Here is a 2,755-nt window from a genome sequence, read left to right as displayed (position 1 = left end):
TTCCCAGGTTTTATAGGCGCCCATCATGATGCCCAGCGGCACACCTATCGCGGCCGCCAGCAGGAAGCCCGATAACACGCGCATCACCGTCATGCCGATATCCAGCGAGAAGTTGTACTCGGTGAACAACACCACTCCCTGCTGCAGCATGGTGAGCGGATCGGCCAGGAAAGTGGGCGACACCATGCCGCCCAACGTTACCAACGTCCACACCGCGATAAACAGCACAAAAAACGCTATGCCGAGCGCGATACGTAAGCGCAGCGAAATCGCTTTTAGCGGCACCATTAACGGATTGTGCCAGCGCTGCGGCGCCTCCGGCAGTGCTGCTGGCGGAGTCACGGGTTGGCTTTTACTCATCTCCATCTCCTTTCTCCTGCTTACTGCACAAAGCTGGCGTCGTACAGGCTTTTCACATCCGGCATTTTCTTGATCACCCCTGCACGCAGCAGCAGTTTGCCGGCTTCATCACTGAAGGTTTCAATTTCGCCATTGAAGAATTTCTTGTTCTCTTCCGGCCCCTGCCAGCGCAAATAACTGGCTGACTCCGCAAACTCTTTGCCCGTGGATTTTACTGCTGCACCCATAATCTCGTTAGACTTGTCCGGCTGCTGTTTGATCATCTCCAGCGCATCGTAATAGCTGGCCACCAGCGCTTTCGCGGCCTGAGGATGTTCTTTCAGGAACGTTGGCGTACAGCCGAGCGTGTCCATGACCATCGGATAATCCAGCGTGGTGGCGAGGATCTTGCCTGCCTTAGGCTGGTTGCGGATCACTGAGAGATAAGGTTCATAGGTCACTGCCGCATCGTTTTGACCCGCAGCAAAAGATTGTGCCGCCGCCTGCGGTGCCATGGTCGCGAGACGCACGTCTTTCATCGTCATGCCGTTTTTGTCCAGCATCCACGCCAGCAGGAAATACGGTGAGGTGCCGGGCGCATCCACCGCGATGGTTTTGCCTTTCAAATCTTTGATGCTGGTGATGTCACTGCGGGCGGCGAGGCCATCGGCACCGTAAGATTTGTCCAGCTGAACGATCTGCTTAATCGGCACGCCTGCGGCGTTCCAGGAGATGTAGGTTTCTACCGTGGTCGCCGCGCACTGAATGGTGCCGGAAGCCACCGCCAGATGTCGGCTGCTCTGCGGGATCATCTTCACATCGACATCAAGGCCGTGCTTTTTGAAAATCCCAGCTTTATCGGCCAGCGTCAGTGGGGCAAATCCGGTCCAGCCGGAAATACCGATGGCGACTTTGGTGTCGGCTGCCTGTGCTCCTAAAGCACTGGCGCACAGGACTGCGGCGGTTAATGCACGAACAACGAGTTTCACTGGCTTGCCCATCTTCCACTCCTGATAAAGGTGATGAAAAACAACGGTTGTATAGTCTTATCTATACAAGCCAAGCAATGGCTGTGCCAGATTGTGAAAGCCCATTGTGATGGGGAGATGGGGTTGAGATCGCGCACTGAAACGGTGCATAAACCCTATGCCGATGATCACACTGGTGCGAAAGCAACCTTCGGCGGATGGCGCTATAATCACGCCAATTTTTCAACAGAAGGAACACCGTATGACGGTGAAATTGCGTCCGCTTGAGCGAGAAGATCTGCACTTTGTGCACCAGTTAGACAACAACGCCAGCGTGATGCGTTATTGGTTTGAGGAGCCGTACGAAGCTTTTGTCGAGCTCTCGGATCTCTACGACAAGCATATCCACGATCAAACAGAGCGTCGTTTTGTCGTTGAACACGATGGGCAAAAAGCGGGATTGGTGGAACTGGTCGAGATCAATCACGTGCATCGTCGCGCTGAGTTTCAGATCATCATTGATCCGGGGCATCAGGGCAAAGGCTTAGCCAGTCAGGCGGCTAAACTGGCGATGGATTATGGCTTTTCGGTGCTCAATCTCTACAAACTCTACCTGATTGTTGATCAGGAGAATGAGAAAGCGATTCACATCTACACCAAACTGGGATTTGAAGTGGAAGGCGTGCTGAAGCACGAATTTTTCATCAATGGTGAATACCGCAATACCATTCGCATGTGCATTTTCCAGCAGCAGTATCTGGCGCAGCATAAATCCGGTCATGCCATGGTGAAGCCGACAGCACAATAGCTTGAAATCGGCTCTCATTGTCGCTGCCGTCTTGAATATCAAACGGCAGCTATGTGATTTATCGCTTTTAACCAAAAAGATGATGTTGAACCTTAGCAGCGCGGTGTATCGCGCATCTCTCAGCGACATACCTGCTTCGGAGATGCACAAAAAATTGCGCCGCGACCACGCCATGCGGTTTAACCGCCGCGCGCACCCACCACGTTGAGACGTGGCTGAGGATGTTCAGGTTTCAGGTCGTACATGCCGCCATAGAACGGATCCACCAGCAGCCAGCCGGGGAAGCCCAGTAACGGGATATTACCCAGCAGATACCACAGGTTGGCACTGGCCTCGATCGGCAGCGTCACCGGCACGTAGCCCGGACTCTCCAGCATCACCTGATAGTGTTTTTTACCAAAATAATTACCAGTGGATTTTGCCAGCTCGACGGTTTGTGGCGTGTAGCCCTGCGCCACTGCGCGGCCGGTTTCATCCTGCACGGTGAAACGCGCGCCTTGCGGGACAGAGTCGATTTTTACCGGCTGCGTTTCCGTGCCGACAATGGTGGCACAGCCGCTCAGCAGCAATGCAGTGGCAGGAAGAAGGTGTCGCAGGTTCATGGCAGGTCCGCTATAGAATCAGATAGGACAGTCTAAAC

4 protein-coding genes and 1 pseudogene are annotated in these 2,755 nt (G+C 53.9%); 2 read left to right on the top strand and 3 right to left on the bottom strand.

The annotated features are described in order from the left end of the window. A pseudogene (locus H7A81_RS26720) lies at window positions 1-360 on the bottom strand (ABC transporter permease); the annotation flags it as partial. Window positions 361-380: 20 nt separating this feature from the next. Next, a complete protein-coding gene (locus H7A81_RS26715; RefSeq protein WP_058959181.1) occupies window positions 381-1,340 on the bottom strand; it encodes an ABC transporter substrate-binding protein in 960 nt (319 codons plus the stop codon). Between the two features lie 21 nt (window positions 1,341-1,361). Here H7A81_RS26715 and H7A81_RS26710 point away from each other — a divergent pair, with 21 nt between their 5' ends. Continuing rightward, on the top strand, window positions 1,362-1,595 hold the full coding sequence (locus tag H7A81_RS26710) for a hypothetical protein (RefSeq protein WP_182059278.1): 234 nt from the start codon (window positions 1,362-1,364) through the stop codon (window positions 1,593-1,595). After that, entirely contained in the window at window positions 1,570-2,115 is a 546-nt protein-coding gene (gene speG / locus H7A81_RS26705; RefSeq protein WP_034825496.1) for a spermidine N1-acetyltransferase, read from the top strand. Before H7A81_RS26710 ends, speG begins: the two co-directional genes overlap by 26 nt. A gap of 179 nt (window positions 2,116-2,294) precedes the next feature. On the opposite strand, the gene H7A81_RS26700 is transcribed toward speG, so the two are convergent. Next, complete coding sequence (locus H7A81_RS26700; RefSeq protein ID WP_038645291.1) at window positions 2,295-2,717, bottom strand: hypothetical protein; 423 nt, start codon at window positions 2,715-2,717, stop codon at window positions 2,295-2,297. Between the last annotated feature and the right edge of the window lie 38 nt (window positions 2,718-2,755).

Source organism: Pantoea sp. ME81, from assembly GCF_903970985.1.
GTDB lineage: Bacteria > Pseudomonadota > Gammaproteobacteria > Enterobacterales > Enterobacteriaceae > Pantoea > Pantoea communis.
Note: the sequence above shows the minus strand (reverse complement) of the source record. Positions and strands in the feature narration are given on the sequence as shown.

Coding starts and splice junctions, on each gene's coding strand:
- H7A81_RS26715 (WP_058959181.1), bottom strand. CDS start 1,340: ATGGGCAAGCCAGTGAAACTCGTTGTTCGTGCATTAACCGCCGCAGTC.
- H7A81_RS26710 (WP_182059278.1), top strand. CDS start 1,362: ATGAAAAACAACGGTTGTATAGTCTTATCTATACAAGCCAAGCAATGG.
- H7A81_RS26700 (WP_038645291.1), bottom strand. CDS start 2,717: ATGAACCTGCGACACCTTCTTCCTGCCACTGCATTGCTGCTGAGCGGC.
- speG (WP_034825496.1), top strand. CDS start 1,570: ATGACGGTGAAATTGCGTCCGCTTGAGCGAGAAGATCTGCACTTTGTG.